The organism is Exiguobacterium sp. s7, assembly GCF_018618195.1.
GTDB lineage: Bacteria > Bacillota > Bacilli > Exiguobacteriales > Exiguobacteriaceae > Exiguobacterium > Exiguobacterium mexicanum_A.
The window spans coordinates 212,297-237,712 of the sequence record NZ_JACSLO010000003.1; the positions used below are offsets into that span (position 1 = coordinate 212,297).

Below are 25,416 nucleotides of genomic sequence, written 5' to 3' on the forward strand. Positions count from 1 at the left end.
TTCTTTCAGGCACTAGACGTAAAGTTTTTGTCAAAAAAAGCACCTCGAGCATAGGCTCGAAGTGCTTCTCGGTCGATTTTTGTTACCCGACGACGCCTTCAGTCTCCTGAAGTTTGTCCGCGATATTCTCGATGATATAGCGGTTACGTGGATGCTCCTGGCACTCTTTCGAGCATGAACGCATTTGTTTCGGTTCACACTCTTCACAACAGAAGTGTTGAGCATTACACACCGGGTTGGCACAATTAACGTAACGGACCGTCTTCGTCCCACAGTGCATGCACTCGGAAACAACCGACGGATTGACCGTGTTGACTGGGACGTTGATGCGCTCGTCAAAGACGTAGAGCTCGCCTTCCCAATTTTCGCCTTTCGTGGCGTCGTCTTTGCCGTACATGGCGACGCCGCCTTTTAGGTGGAAAATGTTGTCGTGACCTTGGTCACGCATATATGCGGTAAATTTCTCGCAACGGACGCCTCCGGTACAGTACGTGAGTAAGGTTTTCCCTTCGTAGAGGTCCTTGTTCTCTTCGAGCCAATCTGGCATGTAACGAGAAGCCTCTACGTCGATTTTGATCGCATTTTTAAAGTGACCAAGATCGTACTCGTAGTTGTTACGAACATCGAGGATGACGACATCGTCGCGATTCATCATCTCTTTCCATTCTGCCGGTTCGAGGTACGCACCGTGCTGTTTAGGAACGTCGAACTCACCATCAAAGCGCCACGTCACAAGCTCTTTCTTATGACGGACAAAGATTTTTTTGAACGCATGCTCTTCGACTTCATCGATTTTGAACTCGATATCGCTGAAAAGCGGGTTCGCTTTCAAGTCGTTCATGTATTGCTCGGTCTGTTCCCAAGTCCCAGAGCACGTTCCGTTGATTCCTTCGGAAGAAATCAAGATCCGTCCTTTGATGCCAAGGTCCTTACAATACTTGAGGTGCTCTTGTGTGAGCGTTTCTGGGTCTTCGATGTTGACGTACTTATAGTACAGCAAGACCCGCATTGGTTTTGTTTCCATGTTATTACTCCCCTGTGTTCAGTTTTTTGCAGGAAAACGAACGTTGGGTTGTGTCGTTCGACGAGCGGACTTGCCTGCAACCACAAGTCCATATTATATGATAGATATCACAGCGAAATTTCGCAAATACTTTTTATTTTTTTTACTGGCGTGCAGGGGGATGCGTCTTCCTGAGCGAAATCGGGTAAAAGGTATTAATGAAAGTCGAAGGTGGAAACTGATATGCTCACATCACTCCAACAATGGATTATCCAACTGATTGAATGGCTGCAAGAGCTTCCGGGAGGCCCATGGGCAGGACTAGGGGCGCCGTTCCTTGAGGCGATCTTTCCATTTCTTCCGCTCGTCCTCATCATTTCGGCGAACGCGGCCACGTATGGGTTCTTGCTCGGGACGTTATTGTCTTGGGTCGGTAGTTTACTAGGGACGATTCTTGTCTTTACAGCCGTCCGTTACGTATTCCGTAAACCGATGACACGGTGGCTCGAAAAACATAAACAAGGGGTATATTGGCTGGAACGCATCAACCATATGAGCCCGATCTCGCTTGGGTTTTTATATTCGCTCCCGTTCATCCCGGTCAGTTTGATCACATACTTACTTGCCCTCATTCAAATGCCGCTTCGGACATTCATCATGGCGGCGGGGTTCGGGAAACTGCTTGTCGTCTTGATTTTTTCGGTCATTGGTGACCAGTGGGAAGAGTTTATTCAAAGTCCGTTCCGCTTATCGATGCTTGGACTGTTACTGTTTGTTCTTTGGGCGATCAGCCGTGGCCTCGAGGAATTGCTCAAGCGGCGCGCCTTCAAAAAACGCAACGAACAACTTCAACGTGAACGTGAAACGAAACGTCAAACGACCCTTCGAAGCTAGTGCTTCAAAGGGTCGTTTTGGTCAGGCGCGCTTTTTGAAACGCGGGAAGTTAAAGACGATGGCCAGCCCTCCGCAAATGAAGAGCAGGAATGGATAGAACATATACGGGACGAGCGCTGGTGACGCCGTATTCGTCAATTCGGCGGCGATGAGCAGCTGTGCCCCATAAGGCAACAGGCCTTGGACGCCACACGAGAAGATGTCGAGCACACTCGCTGATTTCTTTCGCTCGATGTCATACGTGTCGGCGATATTGGCGGCGAGCGGACCGGCCACGAGAATCGAGATCGTGTTGTTCGCCGTCGCAACGTTCGTCGCGCTGACGAGCCCGGCGATGCTCCATTCGGCACCGGCACGTTTTTGAATCCGCGACGTGAGCGCGTCACGCAAGTAAGTGAGCCCGCCGTTATGCGAGATGAGTCCGACGAGTCCGCCCATGAGGAGCGTCAAGAGCGAAATCTCGGCCATACCCATCATCCCGTCTGCCATAGCCGTGACGTATGAAGTGACAGCCAAACTCCCATCGATCAAACCGATGATGCCGGTCAAGGCAATCCCGCCAAGCAAAACGAGAATGACGTTCAACCCGGTCAAGGCGAGAGCGATGACGGCGAGGTATGGAATGAGTTTATACCATTCGAACGCGGCTGCATCGACAGTCGATTCTCCACTCGATAACACCGATAAGAGGACGATTGTGATAAGGGCGGCCGGGAGGACAATCCAAAAGTTGGTTCGGAATTTGTCACGCATATTGGTACGCTGGGTCCGGACGGCAGCGATTGTCGTGTCCGAGATGAACGACAAGTTGTCCCCGAACATGGCACCACCGACGACGGCAGCCGCCGCGATGGCGATATTGACGACACTTTCTTCGTGGATACCGAGCGCGATCGGGGCGAGGGCGGCAATCGTGCCCGTCGACGTTCCCATCGCCATCGAGATGAAAGCCGCGATGACGAATAAACCGCTCAGTAGAAGCGAGGACGGTAAAAATGTCAGCGCCGCATTGACGGTCGCGTCGATTGCGCCGATTGCTTCGGCGACACTCGAGAACACTCCGGCGAGCAAGAAGATGAAGACCATGATCAAAATGCCGGGGTTCCCCGCACCTTGGGCGACACGCTCGACCGTCTGAGTGACGCTGCCTTTCGTCATCATCGCCGCGACGATGACCGCGATCAACGCCGCGATCAGGACCGGGAATTTATAAAAGTCGTTATAGTAGATGCCTGCCCCGATAAAGAAGACGAGGAAGACGAGCAAAGGCAATAGTGCCCATTTGTTAGCTGTCGGTTGTTCCAATCGATTCACCTCATTCATAAAATAAAAAGAGAGCCTTCTGAAAAAAGGCTCTCTCTACAAGAAAACACTTTTTTCATCTTTCGAGCAGACTGCTCGCTGGATTTGGCACAGGTTACCCGCTGCCGAGACGTCACTGGGCCAGTCCCTCAGTCTCTCTTGATAAAAAAGTTGTGATATTTAATTATAAGACACGTTCCCTAACGTACCTGTTTCAAATCCGCTTGTCAATAGCAAACCCCCACGCGGTGAACGTGGGGGTGAGTCAGGTCGTTAAGAAATTGTAATGGGCGACGCGGTTGCGTCCGGCGTACTTCCCGCCGACGTAGAGGGCCCGGTCAGCGTTACGGATCGTATCGTCGAGGCGTTTGTCACCGAACGCCTGAATCGTGTCGACACCGATCGAAGCGGTGACGGGGATATCGATTCCGTCGACGTGGAACGGTTTGTTCTCGATTTGTTGCCGGATCCGTTCGGCGATCTCGATTGCCTGTTCGACATCGCAACGATTCAATAGCAAGATGAACTCTTCACCGCCGTAACGGGCGGCAAAATCTTCGGTGCGGAGTGCCTGGCGAATCCGCCGTCCAAACTCTTGGAGCACACTGTCCCCGACTTGATGTCCGTGCACATCGTTGATTTTTTTGAAAAAGTCGATGTCGAGCATCGCGACCGAAATCGGATACATCGAACCGTCCGAGATTTGTTGAATCCCGTATTCGTAAAACGCGCGTGCATTCGCGAGCAGCGTCAAGCTGTCGGTCCGACTTTCCGTGTAAAGACGGTCGCGCTCATGGCAACGGCTGATCGTCCGGTTGAACGACTTGAGAAGTTTGACGATTTCACGTTGGATGGTCGGGGGATACCCATAGACGTGTTCACCCGTCATGACGAGCCACGTGCGAATCCCTTCGATCTCCTCGGACCGAACCGAGATGAAACTATGATAGTCGTCGTCAAATTCGTTCGACAGTGGTGCGTCCCATTCGAAGCGCATCTCATATTCGACCGAGGCTTCGTTCGGATAAGCGTGATCGAGCAAATCGAACACGATGTGACGGTCAATCGGCTGACGCGTCTTCAAATCAAAGTACAGGGTACGGTCGAACAGTTTAAACTCGACGAACCCTTCGTCATAGTGATTGAGCCGCTCACATTGACTGAGAAACACTTCGATGGCTTGCGCCTCGCTCTGCGATAACGACACGGCTTCTTTTGCCTCATCATACTGTTCAATCAACGATTTAAAGGCGTCTTGCCGGCCTTTTTGGATGATGAGCCGCTTGATGAAGAACGTCAACGCGGCAGCGATGCTACTGACGACTAGTAAATTCGTCTCCCGGAACAACGAGGCCGCCAAAATGAAGACGAGACTGACGATATACGTATAAAACGCGATGCTCAGAAAATCGCGGACCGGGATGTCGACGCGGAACCACCAACCGACTTGATACTTTTGCACGACCGTGTTCAAGATGATGGCCAGAATCAAACCGGCGAGCGGCAGGAACGAGTCTTGAGAATAGAAGCCGAGACCGGTCACACCACCAAGCGCCAAGTAAACACCGGCTGGGATGGCAATCTCCAAGAAAGACGTGATGGCGTTCCAAGGATACGTGAAGCGGAAGCGTCGAAGCGCGACGCGCGGTTTCAAGTTGACGAACTGGAAGACGAGGAGACCAATCTGATTGACGAAAAGCGCCGTCTCGAAATCAAAAAACAAGAAAATGATGAGGACGATACTTTCCGAAAACGTGAAGTAGACGCCTTTCCGTTCGATGGAGTCCATTTGAAAAATGATGACAAGGAGCGCGATCAAGATGAACGGCAACGGCTCGATGGCGGGTATGTTCAATACGCCTGTGGCGAACAAGGTGATTGTCGATATGAGTAAAACACTCCATATGCTCCAACCAAGGACGGACATCTTGCGAAAATGGTTCATGGTTCCCTCCTATGTGGGAAAATTCGATATGTATGGTAGGAGATTCGGCACAATCATGCCCGAGTCCTGCCTATTCATCATAATGGCGGAATTCTAGCATTGAGTCTATATGAAATATCCTCTATAATGAAATTGCTTTTCAACCACATAGACGAAAGTCGATGAAAAAGAGAGTAACGATCGTTCCGTCAACAAAGCGACCTAGGGATTGGTGAGAGCCTAGGCTGACAAACATCGCGAAACGCACTTTTGAGATGCTGCCCGAACCTTAGTAGGCGTAGCCGGGGGACCCCCGTTATCACCGATAAAGCGGTCTGCGTCAAGCAGGCAAGAAGAGTGGTACCGCGGGCCATCCCGTCTCTTTGCATCTGTGCAAAGGGCGTTTTTTTTATGAAAATTTTATAAGGAGGAATTGTAATGAGTTATGAACGCAAATATGCGGAAGCCTTGTCCCGTGTCATCGGGGACGAGTTGACGCTTGACCAAATTGAAGCTCTAATTGAAAAACCAAAACATGAGGCACACGGGGACCTTGCTTTCCCTTGCTTCCAACTCGCGAAAGCCTACCGGAAAGCGCCGGTCATGATCGCGACTGATATCGCGAACGATTTGAACGATGAATTGTTCACAAAAGTCGAGGCGGCTGGACCATACGTGAACGTCTTCTTGAGCCGTGACGTCGTGTCACAAGAAATCATCAACATGGTGCTCGACGAAAAAGCGGACTATGCGACGCACGCAACCCGCAACGAGACAATCGTGACCGACTTCTCGTCACCGAACATCGCCAAACCGTTCTCGATGGGACACCTCCGTTCAACGGTAATCGGGAACGCCATTAACCAGATCGCCCGTAAAAACGGCTACGACGTCGTTGGGGTCAACCACCTTGGGGACTGGGGGACACAGTTTGGAAAACTGATGGTCGCCTATAAAAAATGGGGCAACGAGGAAGCGGTACGTGAGCATCCGATTGCCGAATTGTTGAAGCTTTACGTTCACTTCCATGAAGAGGCGAAGACGCAACCGGAACTTGAGGACGAAGGCCGTGCTTGGTTCAAGAAACTTGAAGATGGCAACGAAGAAGCGACAGAGCTATGGACGTGGTTCCGTGACGAGTCGCTCAAAGAGTTCCAAAAAGTATACGACTTGCTCGGCGTCGAGTTCGACAGCTTCCACGGGGAGGCGTTCTACAACGACAAGATGGACCGCATCGTCGCCATGCTCGAAAAGAAGAACCTTCTCGTCGAAAGTGAAGGGGCGATGGTCGTCTCACTCGAAGACGAGAACTTGCCGCCATGCTTGATTAAAAAGAAAGATGGCGCGACGCTTTATGCGACACGTGACTTGGCAGCGGCCGTTTATCGTCATGAGACGTATAACTTCGTCCAAGCGAACTACGTCGTCGGCGGCGAACAGGCGCTTCACTTCAAGCAGTTGTTCTCGGTCCTCCGTAAACTCGGCTACGACTTCGTCGATGGCATGCACCACGTGCCGTTCGGTTTGATTTTGCAAGAAGGGAAAAAGATGTCGACACGTAAAGGTCGCATCGTCCTGCTCGAAGAAGTGCTGAAAGAAGCAATCGAGAAAGCTCAAGGCAACATCGCCCAGAAGAACCCAGAACTTGCGAACGCGGACGATGTGGCACGTATGGTCGGTGTCGGCGCGGTCATCTTCCACGACTTGAAGAACGAGCGCATCAACAACATCGAGTTCGACCTCGACAGCATGCTCAAGTTTGAAGGCGAGACAGGCCCGTACGTGCAGTACACGAACGCGCGTGCGAACTCGCTCCTCCGTAAAGGCAACTACGACGGCTCGACATTCACGGGTGCGGATGACGACCACACGTGGGGCGTCGTGACGATGCTCAACGCGTTCCCACACGTGATCACACGTGCCCATGAGCGCCGTGAACCGTCTATCATCAGCCGTTACGTCCTCGACTTGGCGCAATCGTTCAACAAGTATTACGGCCATGTCCGTGTACTCGAAGAAGATGCTGGTAAACAGTCGCGTCTCGCCCTCGTCAAAGCGGTGACGATCGTATTGACAGAAGGACTCCGTTTGATCGGTGTTCAAGCTCCAGAAGAAATGTAAGCACAAACAAGGGACCCTTTTGAGGGGGTCCCTTTTCCTATGCCTTCATTCGTGTGACTGTCCGGGTTTTTGTATCGTACAAACACCATTCCCGGTCGAAGATGACGGCGCCGACGTTGATGACGTACCGTTTTTTCTTCAATGTGAACGGTTTCCCGATTTCCCAGGGAATCGAACGGCCTTTCCGGTAAATCCCCGGGATATGGCTGTGGCCGATAAAGACGAGCGGATACTTGCCTTTCTCGACGATCGGTTCCCAGTCCGGACTCCAGTTCACTTGATGGCCATGCAAGAACAACGCCTCATCGAGCGTCGTCTGTTCCGGTAATAATGAAATCCGCGTCTTAACTGGATGCGACACGACGAGCACCTCGTCAATCCGTTCTTCTTGATTGCCACGCAGGCTCGGGAACGTGAGCAGCGCCTCGTAATCCGGATCGTACGTCACGACGTCGGACACTTCGTGGAACCGTTCGTTCCGTCGCTTTTTGCCAATGTGGCATTCATATAAATCGCCGAGGCAGAGGATATGCTCTGTCTCACGCCGGACCGACTCGAGCACGGCTTTCAAATCATCAAACGAACCATGTGGGTCACTGATGATGGCGAGTTTCATCGGTAGTTTGTGAATTGGGCATCGACGGACAATTCGAGCTCACGGACGAGCTGCATGACGGCTTGAAGGTCATCGCGCGACTTGGCTGTCACACGGATTTGATCGTCTTGGATTTGCGACTTCACTTTCAATTTTGATTCTTTAATGGCGTTGTTGATTTTTTTCGCATCGTCTTTATCGATACCGCTCTTCAACTTGACGCGTTGACGGACGGTGCCACCGAGGGCGCGCTCGATTTTCTGGTAGTCAAGGTTTTTCGTCGGCACGCCGCGCTTGATCAATTTCGAGATCATGACGTCCTTCAATTGCTCGAGCTTGTAGTCGTCATCTGAGACGAGGACGAGGTCGCCGTTGTCGAGTGACATCTCACTCTTCGATCCTTTAAAGTCGTAACGGTTTAAAATTTCTTTCTCGGCGATTTGGATCGCGTTCTTCACTTCTTCGAGGTTCATTTCTGACACGATATCAAAAGAATTGTCTTTTGCCATGTTTCATCCATCCTTTACAAGGGTTTTGTTATAATGATAGCAGATTTGAAGTAGTGAAGGAGTGAAAGAGATGGAACATACTATCGATCAACAGACAAATGTAGATTTAGACCATATGGCGTATCACGGCAAAGACCTCGGGGTGACGTTTAAAGGTGATATCATCCGGGTGCGGGTCTGGTCGCCAGTCGCCGAAGAGATGACCGTAAAACTATACCGGACGCCGCGGGCACGAAAGTTCGAACGGATTGAGCTCGAACGGGCCGAGAAAGGGACGTGGGTCCTTGAACTCGACCGCGCTTCATTCGAAGGATATTTTTACGTGTTTGAAGCTACCGTCGAAGGCAAACGTGTCGAGTCGCTCGATCCGTATGCGAAAGTCGTCGGTGTCAATGGGAAGCGCGGGTGTCTGCTCGACCCGTCAGCGCTCAACCCGGACCATTGGGTCAAAGAACGTCCGCTCTTCCACTCTTCACAAGAGGCGGTCATTTATGAAGCGCACGTCCGTGATTTGACGAGCCATCCCGACAGCGGCGTCATGCATCGTGGCAAATTCCTTGGGATGACCGAGGTCGGCACGAAAACGCCGAACGGCTATCCGACCGCGCTCGACTATATCACCGCGCTCGGCGTCACGCACCTCCAACTCATGCCGTTCTTCGATTACGGTTCGGTGAACGAGTCGCGTGAGAGTGAGGCGAATTATAACTGGGGTTATGACCCGGTCCATTATTTCGCCGTCGAAGGTTCGTACGCCTCGTCTGCCGATGATCCGGCTGCTCGCATCATCGAGTTGAAGGCGATGATCCAGGCACTGCACGACCGTGGGATCCGTGTCATCATGGACGTCGTGTTCAACCATACGTATGACGCATTGACGACACCGCTCGGTCAGTTTGTGCCCGATTACTATTACCGCTTGAACGAGGATGGAACGCTCGCCGATGGCTCGGCGTGTGGGAACGATACGGCTTCAGAGCGCGCGATGATGCGGAAGTTGATCGTCGAATGTGTCTCATACTGGGCGAAAGAGTTCATGATCGATGGCTTCCGCTTCGATTTGATGGGGCTCCATGACGTCAAGACGATGAACCAAGTCCGGAAAGCACTCGATCGCATCGACCCATCGATTCTCGTCACCGGAGAAGGATGGGATCTCGACACGCCGCTCTCGGTCCGCAAGAAAGCGAACCAGCATAACGCCCATAAGATGCCACGTATCGCCCAGTTCAACGACGCGATTCGCGACGGCGTCCGTGGGGACGTGTTCATCGAGGACTTGCCAGGCTGGATCAGCGGTAACGCGGATATGACGGCGGACGTCAAGCGCGGCATTGCCGGCGCGGTGACAAGTCAGAGTTTTGCCGATGAACCGAACCAAGTCGTGAACTACGTTGAGTGTCATGACAATTTGACGCTTTGGGACAAGCTCGCCGTTACGAACCCGGACGATGACGAGACGACACGTCGTCGCCGGCATCGCCTCGCGACAACGATCGTCATGCTCGGTCAAGGCATCCCATTCTTGCATAGCGGTCAAGAGTTCTTCCGAACAAAAGATGGGGACGAGAACAGCTTCAACTCGGGTGAGGTCGTCAACCGTTTGGACTGGACACGGGCCGAGCAGGAGACACCGAGCGTCGAATACGTGAAAGGATTGATCAGTCTGCGGAAACAATATCCGTTGTTCCGTCTCGAGAACACGGAGCAGATTCGCAAACATTTGCGCTTCTTCGATGAAGAAGAAGGGGTGATCGCCTTTGAACTGAGTCGCCACGTCGAAGGGTATGTCGAACGTCACCTCGTCTACCATAACGGGCTCGAGGAAGCGGTCGAGGTGAAGCTGCCGGCCGGTAAGTTCGAGGTCCACGTTGAAGACCACACCGTCAATTTGACAGCGCCGCGACTCCTTGAAGAACGACATGTCACGGTGGCACCGCTCTCGACGCTCGTCGTGACGGAACGCCGCCCGGATTACAGCAAATATGCGGTCGCCGGCGGGGCTGCCCTTGCGATCCTTGGTCTCTGGTACGTCGCGAAAAAACGCAAGAACAAACAGCAGTAACCAAAAAAAAGGAGACGTCATTCCGTCTCCTTTTCCTCGTTCGTTTCAGTTTTGGCTGCCTCCAGTTCCATCATCTTCTTCACGATGATGTGTTTTGGCATATGCATGAGCTCCTCGAGCGGAACGTTCAGCTTTTTAGCAAGCTCGACCGCCGTCTCGGGAGAGAGTTGAAGTGGGCGCATTGAGGTTCCTCCTTTCACATTCAGGGTATGCTAATGCCAGTATACAGGAAAATCAGGCGCATGGAGAATGTGTTCTGTGAACACATTCAAAATCGAAAAATGCGTGGGGCGTTGCTAAGCTGAAACTAGGAAGTGATCAAATGTACAAACAAGTAGCAGACTATCAATTTCATCAAACGGTTGAATGGTTGGAGCGCGTTGGTGGAGGATGGATGTTGTATTTGGCGCAAACCGGTTTTCTGTTTTTTGACGAGACGTTCCAAATCCGATGGGAACTCGAGTGGAAATGGGCACCGTGCGCACTATATATTGAGCCTCATGGCAGACGAGCCGTCGCGCTGTTTCGGGATTTACAGACATACGGAGTCATGGATTTAACAAACGGGACGATGGAACGTCATCCGATCCCACGGACGTTTCATGACGATTGGTTCAGTAACCTGCACCACTGGTCAGGAGACGACCTGTTTCTTTACTCGGCCGAATCAGACATTGTCGCTTTGAACTTGAACGACCACACGTTCCGGTATAGCCGCTACGAAGAGGTCCCCGAGTTCGGGAGTATCATCGAACTTGCCTATCAGCCGACCTATGATTTCGAACGATTCACGGCACCGGGCCTCGTGACGCTGTACGACGAACCGAATCAACAGTTCGTGGTCGAGAATGTTGCGTCGAGTGCGTCTTGGATGATTCCATACGGAGGTGACCGCGATCTGGCCATCGTCGATCAAATCGGCGAGACGACCGCGATCACATCGATGACGTCGTTCCAACTGTTTGAACGCGATCGCGAAGTGTTCTCGTCTGAAGTGTGTGCTGAAACTGAATTACTGAAAGTCGTCTTATTGGATGAACCGGGCGACCGACTTGTCGTCTTGTCAACGCCACGCCGCTTTTGCCATAGTTGGCTTCAAGTGTTCGAGCGTTGACGCTCCTGGACCAGACCATGGTTCAGGATTTTTTTACGAAGACTTGGTGAATCCCGAAAAAAACGGGAACAGTCTTCTTAGATGGAGAGGAGTGGACAGGGATGGAACGATTAGGACAAGCGTTAGTCCGATGGCGCTACGCTGTCGTATTGATTTGGACGGTGTTGCTCGCGGTATCGGTATATTTCGGATTACAGTTGCCAAGTGAACTGCGCGGCAACGGGTTCGCAATCCAAGACGGGCGTTTCGCCCAAGTGGAAGACAAGTTGAACGACCGGTTCGACCGGGCCGGTGCCTCGATGATCGTCTTGTTGGAAGGTGGGGACCTTGATACGGTCATCGAGCAGCAACGCGATCGACTCGTCGAAGTCGATGGGGTCGATGGCGTGATCACGCCAGCCGAGAATCCGGAGGCACGCGATGGGGACGTCGCCTATTTATTGCTCGAGTTCGAGGACTACGATACGGCCGAGGCGTCGATTGAAGACGTTCGCAGCGCCTTGATTCGCGACACGGACACAGACGTGCGATTGACCGGAGAGCCGGTGTTCGCGGATGACTTGAACGAGGCGTCAAAGAATGACTTGATTCGGGCCGAGCTGATTGGGATTCCGGTCGCGTTGCTCGTGCTCTTGCTCGTCTTCGGGACGCCGCTCGCCGCATTTATGCCATTATTCGTCGGTTTAATCACGTTCATCGTGGCAGCGGGCTCGTTATTCTTCTTTGCCCAAACGATGGAACTGTCCATTTTCGTGTTGAATGCGGTCGCGATGATTGCCATCGCGCTCGGCATTGATTTCTCCTTATTGCTCGTCAACCGGTACCGGGAAGAGCTCGCGAAAGGGAAGTCACGTGAGGCGGCCATCGTCCGAACGGTCGCGACGGCCGGACGATCGATTCTATTCTCAGGACTTTGCGTCTTCGTCGGACTGGCTGGGTTGTTGTTCATCCAAGTCGATGTGTTCCAAGCGATTGCCCTCGGTGCGTTGATTGCCGTCGCCGGTGCGGTCTTGTCCGCGCTCACGTTGTTGCCGTCTGCCCTATACATCGTCGGAGACACGATCAATAAAGGACGGCTCGTCAAGACGAATGAGACGCGCTCGGAAGTGCGTTGGCAGAAGTTGGCCCGCTTCGTCATGAGACGTCCCGTCACGATGACGCTCGTCGCGCTCTTGCTGCTACTGCCAAGCCTCTGGTTCGTCCGTGACCTCGAACTGAACATCCCAGACGCCGATGCGCTACCGACCTCGTATGAGTCACGGGCCGCCCTTGAGCGCTGGGACGACGTGTTCGGAGAGACGTCGACCGACGCGGTGCTCTTGTTTGAGACGAATGACTTGACCGATTCGATGATTCTCGACGAATTGACGTCGCTCACTGATGAGCTATCCGAGGATCCGATTGTCGACAACGTCACGACGTTCTTGACGGCATCCGGTCTCGAACCAGCCGAGTTCCAACAACTCGCTGAAGCGGCACCAGAGCAACTTGAGGCGTTCGAACGTCTCGTCACGCTTGAAGGAAATACAGACCTTGCCCTCGTCAACGTTAGTTTCAACGTCCCGCCGAGTGATAAAGACGCGCAGGCGTTCGTCCGAGATTGGCGCGAGAACGGTTTTGACGTCGGGGGACCAGCCGCGTTCAACGAAGAAATTTATGAAGAGATTTATGACAGCATCCCATATGCGGTCGTGACCGTGATCTTGGCGACGATGGTCATCCTCATGTGGGCGTTCCGTTCCGTCTTGATCCCAATCAAGGCGATCATCATGAACGTGCTCGGTCTCGGGGCGACGTTCGGGCTGCTCGTCATCATCTTCGAATCGGGTTACGTGTATGACGCCGAGACGATCAGTATATTGACCCCGGTGTTTATCTTCTCGCTTGTGTTCGGCCTATCGATGGACTACGAGGTGTTCCTCGTCTCGCGGATCGAGGAATATTATCGGGAGACCGGGGATAACGATTACGCGACGGAGATGGGGCTCGCCAAGACGAGTAAAATCATCACGTCGGCCGCGGTCATCATGATCGTCGTCACGGGGGCGTTCGCCTTCACAGGCGTCAGCCCGATCAAACAGCTCGGTGTCGGGATCGCGCTCGCCATCTTCATCGACGCGACAATCATTCGCATCTTGCTCGTACCGTCTTTGATGAAAATGTTCGGGGACTGGAACTGGTGGTGGTTCGGGAAGAAAGATTTACCGAAACGTAATCTACACTAAATATACATTTAATGAAATAGTCTTGAAAATGTGTTAAAATAGTTTCATGATTACGCGCAATTTGGGAAAGGAAGGTCTTTATGGATACCGAGAGGACATGGCCTCTGTTTCAATTGCCGGACTTCTAGCGTTGAGTTTTTACAAGCGACATCAATGTAAAAATCAACAAACGGAAGATCGGAGATGGAACAGATGGAACCGCGGCTACGACTGAGGATCCTCCTCTCCGTTGAAAACGGGGAGGACAATCGGAATGAAACGAGTTGCTACCATAGTGCTCGGAACGCTAATCATGGCGTTCGGTTATTATTATTTGAATGAACAGTTTGGTTTGGCAGAAGGGGGCTTCGTCGGGCTAGCATTGCTCGGCCGCTATTTATTTGATATCGATCCAGCGATCTCGATGATCGTGCTCGATATCCCCTTCTTTTTAATCGCCCTTTGGTGGAAAGGCTGGCGCTTCGTCGGACAAGCCGTGCTTGCCGCTGCGTCGTTATCGCTCAGTTATGCGATGTGGGACCGATTGGATTTACTCACATTCGACATTCAAGTCTGGCCGGCAACGTTGTTTGCCGCCATCGCGAGCGGGATTGTGACCGGTTACGGTCTCGGTCTCGTTTTGAAGTCAGGCGGGGCGACCGGAGGCGACGATTTATTCGCCCTCGGCCTATCGAAATGGACCGGCGTATCGGTCGGGACGATTCTCATCATGTTTGATGTGATCGTCTTGGCGATTTCGCTCATCTATTTGCCGCTGTCGAACGCGCTTTATACGCTTCTCGCGGTCTCGATCGCAGGTCGTGTCGTCACGAAAATGTTGACGGACGATGTGGTCGAAGTAACCGTGCCAAGTGTGACCAAACTAAAAACAAAAAACGATCTCGCGTGAGATCGTTTTTTGTTTTGTAAAATTTATCACAGTTATACAGCTCCCTTTCTTCTACACTAAACATAGAAGGAGGGAGTCCCATGAAATGGATGATTCCAAAACAGCACGGCGCTTGGTCGATGCTGATTTTACCATTCTTACTTGGCGGCATCGTCGGAGGGTGGACGCTCGCGCACATCCCGTTCGCGATCGCTTGGTTGTTCGTTTATATGGGCACGTTTTTCTTGTTCCAATACATCAAGCAACGGAAGAAGTCTAAGGAACTGTTGCATACGGTCGTGACGTATTTGACGATTGCCACCGTCGCCGCCGTCCCGGTGTTTCTGTCAGAATGGCGTCTCGTCTGGTTCGTCCTCGCCATGATCCCGTTCGGACTCGTCAACGCCTATTTCGCCAAAATCAAAGACGAGCGCAACGTCTGGAACGACGTCAGCGCCGTCACTTCATTTTGCATCGGCGGGATGGCGAGTTATTATCTTGGGGCACGGGCCTTGGACGGGACGATGGTGTGGATGTTCGTCTTGCCGTATTTATATTTCCTCGGCAGTATCTTTTTCGTCAAGACGATGATTCGGGAGAAGAAGAGCCTGTTTTATCGAAACGTGTCATGGGGGTATCATGGCCTGCTCGTTGCCATCTTCATCGCGTTCGGCTATCCGGTTTTGGCACTCGCTTACGCGCCGAGTCTCGTCCGGGCGGTCGCGTTCTACGGCAAAAAGATCCCCATCATGAAGATCGGGATCGTCGAAATTGCCAACTCGGTGTTCGTGCTCGGTTGTCTCAGCTGGTATTTGTTTACTTAAGAAGGGGCAACCCTTCTTTTTTAGTTGCTCGAGGAAGTGCTCGAAACGATAGCGACAGTCGTCGCGGCTGTCGCAGCTTGTTGCATGGCGAGCAGATGGGCGAACGTACCGTGTAACAACAAGTCGCTCGCGTCTTCCGTGATGTTGTTTGCCGCGACGAGTTGCAGGGCAACCGTCAACGCATGGGTGTGGAACCAGCGATGCTGCTCTTTCTCGGCGTTCGTGATGTCAATCAGGTCACGTTGATCGTCTTCATTTGGTGTCGAGACGATGGCTAAGAGGGCGAGCGGAGGTAAATGCTCGTTTTTGACAGTGATCGCTTGTCCTTGGAGCCATGTGCGCCAATCGAGGAAGCGGGTGACGACCTCGTCTGGAGGAGCGTCGCTAAAGGCGAGCAAGTGTGAGACGAGTTGGAGCTCGTTCGAACGGGGCAGCTCGGCTTTCAACGCTTCGTAATACGTCTCGATCCGTTCATTCAACGCATCGTGGTCATCGAACGCTTGGACGAGGACGAGGGAGGACAAGAGGTCTTCTTCACTCGTGAGCCAAGGGTGGTTTCGTTTGAACGTCTGATAGAGGGCACTCGCCTCGTCGAGCCGGCGTTCGGGCTCATCGACGTTGATCAGTTGGCTCGCGATAAAGGGCCGCAACATACTGAAACGGAAGTGCTTCCGGTCGAGTAGCGTATCAAGCCGGAGTGCCTCGTCGATGGCAGGTTCGATGTCTTCGTATTTGGCATCGAGGAACGACAGCCAGACGAAGTTATTGCTGCCGCGAAATTTCGAGAATATGCCGGTCTTTTGTTTCAGAACCGCTTGAGCGTGTTCGAACCGTTCCGAATCGAATGGTGTATCGTGAATAGCGTAATTGATGGCCATCAAACGTCGGAAATCGTCAGTGAACCACTTTGTCGCTCCCCTGATTCCTTCGAGGGCTTCGAGGTAACGGGTGTATCGTGTCAGCATCAGCAATTCCTCCTTTTCCTATTCGTACGAAAACATTGGACGGGATGTTTCAAAAAAGATTCGCCTTCTCTCTTATTATGCCTGAGTTTAATTGGGAAATATAAGGGAATTGAAATGTTGTCCGAAAGTTTACGTCTTTAGATAGGGAGGGATGGAAACATGGGAGAGCAGCGACCATACGCCTATGCGTCTCGCAACTTTGGTTCGGGATTTCTTTTCGGGTTGGGCCTCATCGCCTTTATTGATGAAACGGTGTTTCATCAATTGTTGGCCTGGCACCATTTCTATGATCGATCGACATCCGCTGTCGGCTTATTCTCAGACGGCCTGTTCCATGCGTTCAGTTGGTTTGCGACAGTAGCTGCACTGTTTCTCCTGGCCGATCTACGGAGGAGAGATTCATTTTGGATGAAAAGGTGGATTAGCGGTGTCTTAATCGGTGTTGGCTTTTTTCAGCTCTACGACGGGATCATTCACCATAAACTACTTCGAATCCATCAAATTCGCTATGGTGTCGAGATTCTGCCGTATGACTTGATATGGAATGTGACAGCTCTCTTCATCCTTATAGGTGGCGTGCTACTGTTTATCCATACACAGAAGCAGAAAAAACTTGTGAGCGAAGGAGGGTAAGCAAGCATGCACACCCATGTCCAAACGACGGGAGGTGCCTACGAGGTCGTTGTCATAATCTTATTGCTGACGGCCTTCTTGGCTTATCCGTTCGCCGCGATGGTCACGAGTCGCGCGTACAAACCATGGCCGCTCCGTCGTTACTTGTTTTGGATGACAGGAATTGCGTGCGTGGGGCTCACATTGAGCGGTCCGCTGGCCGCTTTCGCTCATCTCAATTTTGTTGGACATATGATCGGTCATCTCTTGCTCGGTATGTTGGCACCACTGCTAATTGCCTTGTCGGCGCCGATGACGCTATTGTTACGGACACTCGATGTTCAGACTGCGAGGAAAGTGACGAATCTCTTAAAAAGCAGTCTCTTCCAATTTCTCACGAATCCGATAACGGCTTCCGTTCTCAACATAGGTGGACTATACCTGCTCTATATGACGGACTTGTATGCGCTCATGTATCAATCCATCTTTTTATATGCGTTGATTCATTTTCATGTGTTTGCAGCGGGGTACTTATTCACCGTTTCATTAATTTATGTAGACGTCACTTCACATCGCTACAGCTATATCTATCGATCACTTGTGCTGATCGCCGCATTAGCAGCCCATAAGATTTTGGCAAAGTTGATTTATGCGAGTCCACCGATAGGAGTGGCTAGAGGCGAGGCGGAGGCGGGTGCGATGTGGATGTATTACGGCGGAGATGGGGTTGATTTAATTTTGATTCTGATCCTCTGCACCCATTGGTATAAAGCGACCGCACCTCGTCTCCTGACCGACGATACGTGATTGCTCATCAAAAAAAGGACGATCCGCCCGTTCATACCGGGAGGGTCGTCCTTTTCGTCTCGTACGTTGTACTTATTGGACTTGCGTATACAACTTCTGCATGTACTCGTTCACTTCATCGGCCGCTTGGAACATCATGAATGAATGTTGCAAGATGATCTCTGGCGAGAAGCCGAGGTCGAGGTCGAGCGTCGAGGCGAGCGTGACATCACGGTCGCTATCGAGTACGCAACGGAAGTATTTGAACTCTTGGTTGAACTCGTTCAAGGCGTTAAGAATCGGTAGGTCTTCCACGTAGTCCGGCACGTGTGTGACTGTCGCGGCATAAAGTTCCGCATCCGTCGTCTTTTTATTGAAGGCGATAATCATAACGGGCTGAGCCCCGGATTTAGTCGTTTCACGCGTCAAGAATGTGACGTGCGTTTCAGTCTCGCTCTCTTTGAACGTCATATTGCGTTCAGCGACGAGCGCTTTAAATGATTCTACTTTTTCTTCGAAGTTCACAAACAAGTCCCCCTTAAAAGTCGTTACTCTAACTTTCTCCCATTTGCGGAGGGAAAGCAAGGGGAACTAGCGTTTCATCAACATTTTGATGGCTTCTTCGACGGTTTCTGACGTATCTTCGCCATCTTCTTGGGCGGTGATGATGCACTGCTCCAAGTTCTTCGCGACGATGATGGTCGAAGCACGGTCGAGTGCCGAACGAGCCGCGCTCAACTGCGTCACGACGTCGCGGCACTCTTTCCCTTCTTCCATCATACGGATGATGGCCCGGATTTGTCCTTCGACTCGTTTCATCCGGTTCAATACTTTCGCATCGTATTGATACTGTTCCATTAGATTCACCTCTATATTCAAATCGTTCAGTAACCCAACTATTTATTGTGTAGTCTCATCTTAATACGTGGGGGAGTATGTGTCGAGCCACAACGTTTGAGATAAAGATTTTTTGAAAGTTTACCATTTCGTCAAACAAATCCCTTGCAATCGAATACCGTAGGGGGTATATTAATGACGTGGAAGCGATATGTTCAACAAATCACAAAGATTTGTCTGACGCCCGCTGCCAAGCTGACTATGAAACTAGTGAAGCATCATAGATGAAAAGGATGGGTAAATGAACATGAAAGCATCTGCTTTAAAACGTCAAATGGATTTTGAAGTACCAGTGAACATCGTCGACGTTCGTGAACGTGACGAGTTCCAAGAAGCGCACATTGCTGGCGCGAGCAATTATCCGCTATCTGAAATTTCGGAATGGATCGAGACACTCGACCCTGAAGAAGAATACATTGTTCTCTGCCGTTCAGGTGCTCGCAGCACGCAAGCAACTTGGCAAATGGAAGCGAAAGGTTATAAAGTGGTCAATATAGAAGATGGCTTGATGAGCTGGCCGGGTGAAGTCGTCAAAGGAGGAAATGAGCAATGAGTAAAAAAATCGTAATCGTCGGTGGAGTCGCCGGTGGCGCTTCAGCAGCCGCACGCCTTCGTCGCTTAAATGAAGAGAACCAAATCGTCATGTTCGACCGGGGCGAATGCATTTCGTTCGCGAACTGTGGTCTTCCATATTACATTGGTGACGTGATTCAAGATCGTCAAAAATTGCTCGTCCAAACGGTCGAGGGCATGAATAAACGTTTCCAACTCGATATCCGCAACTTGACGGAAGTGACAAAAATCAACCGTGCCGAGAAGACGGTATCGGTGAAAAACGTTAAGACGGGCGAAACATACGATGAGTCGTACGATGTACTCGTCTTGTCACCAGGAGCGAAACCGATTCGTCCGAACATCCCTGGAATTGAAGAAGCAGAAGACATCTTCACGCTCCGCAACATTCCGGATACGGATAAAATCCGCAGCTACGTTGACGACAAAGCGCCGAAACACGCGACAGTCATCGGTGGTGGTTTCATCGGGATCGAAATGGCTGAAAACTTACGGGAGCGCGGCGTCGAGGTCACGCTCGTCGAGATGGCCGACCAAGTTATGACACCGCTCGATCGTGAAATGGTATCACCTGTTCACGAACATATGCGTCTCCATGGCGTCGACCTTCAACTTTCTGACGGTGTCGATTCGTTCTCTGAGAAAGGGAAACGTGTCCACTTGAAGAGCGGTCGCGTCATCGATACCGATATGGTCGTCTTGTCAATCGGCGTCGTGCCAGAATCGTCGATCGCAACGGAAGCAGGGCTTGAAACAGGCATCCGCGGCGCCATCCGCGTCAACGAGAAGATGCTCACGTCAGACCCGAACATTTACGCGATCGGAGATGCTGTCGAAGTACTCGATTATATCTTTAAAGAGCCGACGGTCGTTCCGCTTGCATGGCCGGCCAACCGCCAAGGCCGTCTTGTCGCCGATATCATCAACGGTCGTGACGTTAAATACAACGGAACGATGGGGACTGGGATCGCCAAAGTATTCGATATGACAGTTGCTTCGACAGGTTGGAACGAAAAACGTTTGACAGCAGCTGGTAAAGAATTCGAAGCCGTTCACGTGCACCCGGGTTCACATGCGGGTTATTACCCAGGATCGACACCGGTATCACTCAAACTCTTGTTCCATCCGACGACAGGTGAAATCTACGGCGCGCAAGGCGTGGGGATGAACGGCGTCGATAAACGAATCGATGTGATTGCGACAGCGATGAAAGGTGGCTTGACGGTCCTTGACCTTCCAGACCTTGAACTCAGCTACGCACCACCGTTCAGCTCAGCGAAAGATCCCGTCAACATGATCGGTTACGTCGCGTCGAACGTCGTCCTCGGCGATAACGAAGTCGTGCACTGGAATGAGATTGACGAGTTGGTCCAAAACGGCGCGACATTGCTCGACGTCCGTGACGAGTCAGAACATGAACTTGGCAAAATTCCCGGTTCAATCAACGTTCCGCTCAACTCGCTACGCGATCACTTGGACAACTACAGCAAAGACGAAACGATTTATGTGACGTGCCAAGTCGGGCTTCGCGGATATCTCGCATCCCGTATCTTGCGTCAAAACGGCTTCAAGGTGAAAAACTTGAGCGGTGGCTACAAAACATGGTCACAAGTAAAACGTGATTTTGATGCCATTGAGGCAGGCACGAAGGCAGAGAGTGAGACTGCCGCAACAGTAACGGAGGAGGCACCACCAGCAATGACGAATGAACCAGTCGGGGAACCGATTTTCCTAGATACGTGCGGTCTGCAATGCCCGGGACCAATCTTAGAAGTAAATAAAAAAGTAGCCGAGCTCGGCGAAGGCGAGACGCTTCGTGTCCTCGCGAGTGACCCTGGTTTCTTTGCAGACATCGAAGCATGGGCGAAGAAAACCGGCAACAAGCTCGTCTCGAAACAGTTCGTGAACGGTCGCGTGGAAGCAATTCTTCAAAAAGGTAATGGTCCTGCGGCTGTACAAGCAGGGGCACCGGCGACAGACGGCGCATCGATGGTCGTCTTCAGCGGAGACCTCGACCGCGCGCTCGCTTCGTTCATCATCGCCCAAGGTGCGGCGGCGATGGGCAAAGACGTGACGATGTTCTTCACATTCTGGGGACTCAACGTCATTCGTAAGCCAGATGCACCGGAAGTGAAGAAACAAGGTCTCGAGAAGATGTTCGGCATGATGATGCCATCGCATGCGGGTGAACTTCCACTCTCGAACATGAACTTCGGTGGAGTTGGTCAAAAGATGATGAAAAAAGTGATGAGCGACAAAAATGTGCCATCACTTGATGAAATGATCAAATCGGCTCAAGAAGCAGGCGTCAAAATGGTCGCTTGTACGATGTCGATGGACGTCATGGGAATCAAAGAAGAAGAGTTGATCGACGGCATCGATCTCGGTGGTGTGGCAGCATACCTCGGGGCGGCTGAAGGCGGCAACTTGAACCTCTTCATCTAATCAAATGATGTAGAATGGGCGATCGGTCACTTGACCGGTCGCTTTTTCTGTTGTTCGACAGCCTATGTAAAATTTGTCGAAAAGGATTGCAATTCTTAGACGTTTTTCCTATAATTCTACTCATGTAAAGAAAGTTGACATAACTTTTTCTTATAACTCATACATACACGGAGGATTTAAAGATGGAGAAATTCGTAGAAGGTCTCGTTTCATCAGCCAACGACTTGCTTTGGTCGTCAGTGCTAATCATTGTCCTTGTCGCCTTAGGTTTGTACTTCACCGTCCGGATGGGGTTTGTCCAGTTCCGGATGTTGCCTGAAATGTTCCGCCTCTTGTTCAAAGACGGCATGAAACGTGAAAAAGGCCAAGTCTCGTCATTCCAAGCGTTCGCGATCGGGACAGCAGCCCGCGTCGGAACGGGTAACATCGCCGGTGTCGCGACAGCAATCGCGCTCGGAGGTCCAGGAGCCGTCTTTTGGATGTGGCTCATTGCTCTCATCGGATCGGCTTCGGCGTTCGTAGAAAGTACGCTCGCACAAGTCTACAAGATTCGGGACGGACGCACATGGCGTGGAGGCCCGGCGTACTATATGGAGCGCGCCCTCGGTCAACGTTGGCTCGGGATCTTGTTCGCAATTCTCATCACGTTCTCGTTCGGATTCGCCTTCAACTCGGTGCAGTCGAACACAATCTCGCTCTCGATGAGCAATCAGTTCGGCGTGAGCACGACGACAGTCGGTCTCGTCTTGGCCGTCGTCACAGCCATCGTCATCTTCGGTGGGATTCAGTCGATCGCCGTGCTCTCGAGTATCATCGTCCCGGTCATGGCCGGTGGCTATATCTTGCTCGCAGGATGGGTCATGATTTCAAACGCATCATTGTTGCCGGAAGTGTTCGGTTTGATCTTCTCAGAAGGCGTGTTCGGTCTGCAGCAACTGTTCGGCGGTGCCATCGGCGCGATGGTGCTCCAAGGAATTCGTCGCGGTCTCTTCTCGAACGAAGCCGGAATGGGTTCTGCCCCGAACGCGGCGGCGACAGCGGAAGTATCGCACCCGGTCAAGCAAGGCTTGATTCAATCGTTCAGCGTCTTCGTTGATACGCTTCTCGTCTGTACGTCGACAGCGATGATCATCTTGTTGTCAGGTGTAGCCGGATCGGAGTCGTTCGCAGGTGTTGAATTGACACAAGCGGCGCTTACGGCTGAGATTGGTCCGATGGCGACATCGTTCCTCACGATCGCGATTTTCTTGTTCGCGTTCAGCTCGATTCTTGGAAACTACTACTACGGCGAGACAAACATCCAGTTCATCTCGGATAAAAAGATTTACGTCACGCTCTACCGCATCGGTGTCGTCGGTATGGTCCTCTTCGGAGCCGTCCGTTCGGCCGGTCTCGTCTGGTCGATTGCGGACGTGTTCATGGGCCTTATGGCGCTTGTCAACTTGTATGCGATTTTCCGTCTCGCGAAAGTCGCTCGTCTCGTCCTCGACGATTACTTGGAGCAACGCCGTCAAGGTGATGACCCGGTATTTTACGCCGATTCGATCGACAACTTGCCAGGCCGCGAGTACATCGAGGCTTGGGAGACGGCAGAAGAGGAAGAAGTCAAGACAGGCACGATTCGTTCATAAGCGACAAACCGTCTACGAAAACACGTAGGCGGTTTTTTTGCGCCTAAAAGATGGGTAAACTGAAGAAAAGGGGGGCGTTCAATCATGGAGACGACACATTATATACGCATTTCCCCAGAAGTATGGGTCTCATTCGGGCAAGACCCGGAAATGATTTTAGATTGGCTGTTGCACGTTCACGCTCAACAGCGTGACACGTATGAGACGTTGACGCTCCCGAACATTGAACGGTTCCAAAAAATTCTCGGGCAAATCGAAGTCTATATCGATGGGGATGACACGTATAACTTGGAGATGGCGGTCATTGGGGAAGAGTTGATCGTCAACGAGAAGCAGGCGGTCGTCGTCGGGATTTTGACGCCGCAACTGCTCCACATCGTCAAAGACGCGATGAACGCGTTCACGAAAGAGGATGTCGCCGACATGGCGTTCGTCGACCATGAAGGCCTCGATGATGTATGGCTCAAATGGACGTTGTTGAAACGATTCTGCGAAGAAGCGATTGAACGGGACGAGCTCGTGTTGATTTATTATGAGTAATATCGCCTAAATGGTATAATTAGGAAAGATGTCAGTCACTTCTAGTCTCGATTCACGTGAACTAATGGGGGAGAAGTGCTACAAGTGTGATGATCATGGGGGTTCGCTGAATGTTATCTTGGTTAGGTATAACGAATGCAGATGAGACAAATCAAACTGAACGTCAATTTTTCGCGAATGTGAAGAAAAAAACGATCACTTTAATTCTACTTACGGCTTTAATCGCACTCTATGGCGTTAAGGTTTTGTTAACTTACCTAATCCCGGCCTCATATTTGGCCGACCCAATTGTCGCCGTTCTACCAGGTACCGTAGGCGTTTTGGTTTCTATAGTCTACGTCTTGGTCGCGGAACGAATTCTACAGGACAACGCCAAACGCTAGTCATACCATTTAGACAAAAAAACTCGACGCCGCAGCGCCGAGTTTTTGTCTTATTTCAATGCCGTCTCAAGCGCTTTGACGTTCTCGCGCATGAGATCGAAGTAACTCTTGTCCATCTGTTCTTTCGTGACCGATTCCAAGTTATAGATCGTCACCGTCTCCGCGCCGATTTCGTTTTGAACGACCTGGGCGACTTTCGGGGTTACCGTGTCCTCGAAGGCGATGTATTTCAAGTCGTGAAGTTGAGCCTCTTCGATGACGCGCTTCAACGCCTGTTGTGACGGTTCTTCCGAAGGCGTGAGACCTGTGATTGGGAGTTGGTCGAATCCGTAGCGCTCCGCTAGGTAACCGTAAGCCGCATGCGTCACGAGTAGCTCTGACTTCGAACCGCCCTCGACTGCTGCTTTCAGCTCGGCGTCGAGCGTGTCGGCTTCTTCTTTAAAGGCGCTCAAGCGATCCGCAAACTCATCTTTATAGTCAGGGGCCTGTTCACTGAAGGCCGCTTCGACCGCTTCGGCCATCGAGACGGCATTCATTGGATCGAGCCAGACGTGTGGGTCATACTGACCGTGGTTATGGCCGTCATCTTCACTATGACCGGCTTCTTCCTCGGCATGATCATCGTCCTCATGTCCGTGCTCGTCTTCTTCACTATGCTCTTCCTCGCCGTGGACGTGGACCGTGTCATCAGCCGATAAAAGGGTGATGTCTTCGGCCGTCTTCACGAACGTGACGTTCTCATTGGCCAAGCTTTTCTCCATCGATTCGACGTATGGCTCGAGGTCATGGCCGACCGTCAAGAACAAGTCCGCTTCAGCGATGTCTGTCATTTGTTTTGAGGTCGGCTCGTACGTGTGCGGGTCGGCACCAGGCGGGATGACCATCTCGACGCGGACGCGGTCGCCGCCAATCTCCTCGGCGAATGATTTCAACGCGAACGTCGACGCATATACGGTCAACTGGTCGTTGGCTTCCTCTGTGGCACCGCCCTCTTCATTGCTTGCGCAACCACCTAATAAAAGTGTCCCGGCAGCGGCGACACCTAACAGTTTTTTGTTCATAACCCTATCCACCTGTCCTCTCTATATAAAACCTTTAAATCGTAACCGTTACGTTCTGAGACTGCGTTTTATATTATAG

Annotated in this window: 23 protein-coding genes, 1 riboswitch and 1 other annotated feature; of the genes, 13 read left to right on the forward strand and 10 right to left on the reverse strand. The window is 51.6% G+C overall.

Annotation, left to right across the window (positions count from 1 at the left end):
• Nucleotides 1-82: 82 nt before the first annotated feature.
• Entirely contained in the window at nt 83-1,024 is a 942-nt protein-coding gene (gene trhO / locus KNP79_RS06155; protein ID WP_034780826.1) for an oxygen-dependent tRNA uridine(34) hydroxylase TrhO, read from the reverse strand.
• Between the two features lie 222 nt (nt 1,025-1,246).
• Between trhO and KNP79_RS06160 the strand changes: the two genes are divergently transcribed.
• The gene (locus tag KNP79_RS06160) at nt 1,247-1,897 is read left to right on the forward strand and encodes a TVP38/TMEM64 family protein (RefSeq protein ID WP_034780827.1); all 651 of its coding nucleotides are present in this window, start codon (nt 1,247-1,249) and stop codon (nt 1,895-1,897) included.
• A gap of 21 nt (nt 1,898-1,918) precedes the next feature.
• Here the strand turns inward: KNP79_RS06160 and KNP79_RS06165 are convergent, their stop codons facing one another.
• Nucleotides 1,919-3,220, reverse strand: a complete 1,302-nt coding sequence (locus tag KNP79_RS06165; protein ID WP_215191581.1) for a Na+/H+ antiporter NhaC family protein — start codon at nt 3,218-3,220, stop codon at nt 1,919-1,921.
• A gap of 52 nt (nt 3,221-3,272) precedes the next feature.
• Nucleotides 3,273-3,368, reverse strand: a riboswitch (SAM riboswitch).
• A 96-nt stretch (nt 3,369-3,464) separates the two neighbouring features.
• On the reverse strand, nt 3,465-5,144 hold the full coding sequence (locus KNP79_RS06170) for a GGDEF domain-containing protein (RefSeq protein WP_251132894.1): 1,680 nt from the start codon (nt 5,142-5,144) through the stop codon (nt 3,465-3,467).
• A gap of 152 nt (nt 5,145-5,296) precedes the next feature.
• Nucleotides 5,297-5,509: a binding site (T-box leader), on the forward strand.
• Between the two features lie 52 nt (nt 5,510-5,561).
• Between KNP79_RS06170 and argS the strand changes: the two genes are divergently transcribed.
• Entirely contained in the window at nt 5,562-7,244 is a 1,683-nt protein-coding gene (gene argS, locus KNP79_RS06175) for an arginine--tRNA ligase (protein ID WP_215191583.1), read from the forward strand.
• A gap of 37 nt (nt 7,245-7,281) precedes the next feature.
• Here the strand turns inward: argS and KNP79_RS06180 are convergent, their stop codons facing one another.
• Together KNP79_RS06180 and KNP79_RS06185 are read right to left on the reverse strand one after the other, a co-directional pair.
• A complete protein-coding gene (locus KNP79_RS06180; protein WP_034780835.1) occupies nt 7,282-7,860 on the reverse strand; it encodes a metallophosphoesterase family protein in 579 nt (192 codons plus the stop codon).
• Nucleotides 7,857-8,348 carry a YajQ family cyclic di-GMP-binding protein gene (locus KNP79_RS06185; RefSeq protein ID WP_034780837.1) on the reverse strand — a complete coding sequence of 164 codons (492 nt, stop codon included), beginning with the start codon at nt 8,346-8,348 and terminating at the stop codon, nt 7,857-7,859. Before KNP79_RS06185 ends, KNP79_RS06180 begins: the two co-directional genes overlap by 4 nt.
• A gap of 70 nt (nt 8,349-8,418) precedes the next feature.
• Between KNP79_RS06185 and pulA the strand changes: the two genes are divergently transcribed.
• Nucleotides 8,419-10,413, forward strand: coding sequence for a type I pullulanase (gene pulA, locus KNP79_RS06190; protein WP_215191585.1), 1,995 nt, complete (start codon nt 8,419-8,421; stop codon nt 10,411-10,413).
• A gap of 17 nt (nt 10,414-10,430) precedes the next feature.
• Here the strand turns inward: pulA and KNP79_RS06195 are convergent, their stop codons facing one another.
• Nucleotides 10,431-10,595: a YycC family protein gene (locus KNP79_RS06195; protein WP_021068148.1), complete on the reverse strand. Its 165-nt coding sequence runs from the start codon at nt 10,593-10,595 to the stop codon at nt 10,431-10,433.
• A gap of 140 nt (nt 10,596-10,735) precedes the next feature.
• Here KNP79_RS06195 and KNP79_RS06200 point away from each other — a divergent pair, with 140 nt between their 5' ends.
• The 4 genes from KNP79_RS06200 to KNP79_RS06215 all read left to right on the forward strand — a co-directional run bounded on the left by KNP79_RS06200 (nt 10,736) and on the right by KNP79_RS06215 (nt 15,444).
• Nucleotides 10,736-11,527: a hypothetical protein gene (locus KNP79_RS06200; protein ID WP_034780841.1), complete on the forward strand. Its 792-nt coding sequence runs from the start codon at nt 10,736-10,738 to the stop codon at nt 11,525-11,527.
• A gap of 101 nt (nt 11,528-11,628) precedes the next feature.
• A complete protein-coding gene (locus tag KNP79_RS06205) occupies nt 11,629-13,752 on the forward strand; it encodes an MMPL family transporter (protein ID WP_215191587.1) in 2,124 nt (707 codons plus the stop codon).
• Between the two features lie 253 nt (nt 13,753-14,005).
• The gene (locus tag KNP79_RS06210; RefSeq protein ID WP_215191589.1) at nt 14,006-14,641 is read left to right on the forward strand and encodes a YitT family protein; all 636 of its coding nucleotides are present in this window, start codon (nt 14,006-14,008) and stop codon (nt 14,639-14,641) included.
• Nucleotides 14,642-14,721: 80 nt separating this feature from the next.
• On the forward strand, nt 14,722-15,444 hold the full coding sequence (locus KNP79_RS06215) for a YwiC-like family protein (RefSeq protein ID WP_215191591.1): 723 nt from the start codon (nt 14,722-14,724) through the stop codon (nt 15,442-15,444).
• A 20-nt stretch (nt 15,445-15,464) separates the two neighbouring features.
• On the opposite strand, the gene KNP79_RS06220 is transcribed toward KNP79_RS06215, so the two are convergent.
• Nucleotides 15,465-16,409: a DUF4003 family protein gene (locus tag KNP79_RS06220; protein ID WP_215191593.1), complete on the reverse strand. Its 945-nt coding sequence runs from the start codon at nt 16,407-16,409 to the stop codon at nt 15,465-15,467.
• A gap of 159 nt (nt 16,410-16,568) precedes the next feature.
• Between KNP79_RS06220 and KNP79_RS06225 the strand changes: the two genes are divergently transcribed.
• Both KNP79_RS06225 and KNP79_RS06230 read left to right on the forward strand, forming a co-directional pair.
• Complete coding sequence (locus KNP79_RS06225; protein ID WP_215191595.1) at nt 16,569-17,042, forward strand: DUF2243 domain-containing protein; 474 nt, start codon at nt 16,569-16,571, stop codon at nt 17,040-17,042.
• A gap of 6 nt (nt 17,043-17,048) precedes the next feature.
• Nucleotides 17,049-17,828, forward strand: a complete 780-nt coding sequence (locus KNP79_RS06230; RefSeq protein ID WP_215191597.1) for a cytochrome c oxidase assembly protein — start codon at nt 17,049-17,051, stop codon at nt 17,826-17,828.
• Nucleotides 17,829-17,900: 72 nt separating this feature from the next.
• Here KNP79_RS06230 and KNP79_RS06235 read toward each other — a convergent pair whose 3' ends face one another.
• Both KNP79_RS06235 and KNP79_RS06240 read right to left on the reverse strand, forming a co-directional pair.
• Nucleotides 17,901-18,332, reverse strand: coding sequence for a type III secretion system chaperone family protein (locus tag KNP79_RS06235; protein ID WP_016509669.1), 432 nt, complete (start codon nt 18,330-18,332; stop codon nt 17,901-17,903).
• Between the two features lie 66 nt (nt 18,333-18,398).
• Nucleotides 18,399-18,665 carry a metal-sensitive transcriptional regulator gene (locus KNP79_RS06240; RefSeq protein ID WP_138860044.1) on the reverse strand — a complete coding sequence of 89 codons (267 nt, stop codon included), beginning with the start codon at nt 18,663-18,665 and terminating at the stop codon, nt 18,399-18,401.
• A gap of 280 nt (nt 18,666-18,945) precedes the next feature.
• On the opposite strand from KNP79_RS06240, the gene KNP79_RS06245 reads away from it, so the two are divergent.
• From KNP79_RS06245 to KNP79_RS06260, 4 genes are all read left to right on the forward strand, one after another.
• Nucleotides 18,946-19,257: a rhodanese-like domain-containing protein gene (locus tag KNP79_RS06245; RefSeq protein ID WP_251132895.1), complete on the forward strand. Its 312-nt coding sequence runs from the start codon at nt 18,946-18,948 to the stop codon at nt 19,255-19,257.
• Nucleotides 19,254-21,722 carry a CoA-disulfide reductase gene (locus KNP79_RS06250; protein WP_215191599.1) on the forward strand — a complete coding sequence of 823 codons (2,469 nt, stop codon included), beginning with the start codon at nt 19,254-19,256 and terminating at the stop codon, nt 21,720-21,722. Before KNP79_RS06245 ends, KNP79_RS06250 begins: the two co-directional genes overlap by 4 nt.
• Before the next feature lie 182 nt (nt 21,723-21,904).
• Complete coding sequence (locus KNP79_RS06255; protein WP_215191601.1) at nt 21,905-23,353, forward strand: alanine/glycine:cation symporter family protein; 1,449 nt, start codon at nt 21,905-21,907, stop codon at nt 23,351-23,353.
• 84 nt (nt 23,354-23,437) lie between these two features.
• Nucleotides 23,438-23,893 (forward strand): DUF1877 family protein, encoded by a 456-nt coding sequence (locus KNP79_RS06260; RefSeq protein ID WP_034780851.1) that lies wholly within the window; start codon nt 23,438-23,440, stop codon nt 23,891-23,893.
• A 433-nt stretch (nt 23,894-24,326) separates the two neighbouring features.
• Here the strand turns inward: KNP79_RS06260 and KNP79_RS06265 are convergent, their stop codons facing one another.
• Complete coding sequence (locus tag KNP79_RS06265; RefSeq protein WP_215191603.1) at nt 24,327-25,337, reverse strand: metal ABC transporter solute-binding protein, Zn/Mn family; 1,011 nt, start codon at nt 25,335-25,337, stop codon at nt 24,327-24,329.
• Between the last annotated feature and the right edge of the window lie 79 nt (nt 25,338-25,416).